General features: G+C 72.5%; 1 protein-coding gene. It reads left to right on the plus strand.

The window, feature by feature from the left end:
• Positions 1-82: 82 nt before the first annotated feature.
• On the plus strand, positions 83-763 hold a 681-nt coding region (locus BKE38_RS30200), incomplete at its 3' end, for an acyltransferase family protein (protein WP_131829826.1).

Genomic DNA, 763 nt, shown 5'->3' on the forward strand with positions numbered 1-763 from the left:
TTCCAGAAGGGCGCCCCACTGGCCCTGCCCCGGCATTTCCCCCGTCGGACCCCGGCAGCGCCCGTCCGGATACCGGGAGACCATGACGGCCGCCTCTCCTTCGCGTCTTGTCGAGCTCGATTCGCTGCGCGGCATCGCTGCCCTGATCGTCGTCCTCCACCATGCCTGGCTGACCCTGGACGGCACGCCGCCCTGGCTGGACTGGGCGCTGACGGAAACCCCGCTGCGCCCGATCGCCATGGGCCGCCAAGCGGTCATCTTCTTCTTCGTCCTCAGCGGCTTCGTCCTGACCCGCGCCTTGCTGCGGCAGGAGGAGAGGAACCCCGGCAGCGTGCTGTCGCCGCTCGGCTGGGGGCATTACGCCGCCCAGCGCGCCATCCGCCTGGGGCTGCCGGTGCTGGCCGCGGTGCTGTTCTCGGCGGCGCTGCAGTCGCTGACCTGGCAGGGGCTGCTGCCGCTCGGCCAGCCCCACATCCTGCGCGGCGCCAGCTGGAGCACGCCCTGGAGCTGGTCGGACATCGCCTCCCAGGCGCTGCTGCTGCGCCATGGCGACGGCTTCCAGCTGAACCCGGTGCTGTGGTCGCTGGTGCATGAGTGGCGCATTGCCCTGCTGCTGCCCTTCGCGCTGCTGCTGCGCAAGCGGCCCGAGCTGCTGCTGGCCATCGCCCTGCTCGGCGCTGCGGTCGCGCGCCTGGCCGGCATGCCCGAAGGCCAGGTTTCGCTGGGCGGCAGCCTGGCCGAGACCTTCGCGGCCAGCGCCGGC

This window comes from Teichococcus deserti (assembly GCF_001982615.1).
Taxonomy (GTDB): domain Bacteria; phylum Pseudomonadota; class Alphaproteobacteria; order Acetobacterales; family Acetobacteraceae; genus Pseudoroseomonas; species Pseudoroseomonas deserti.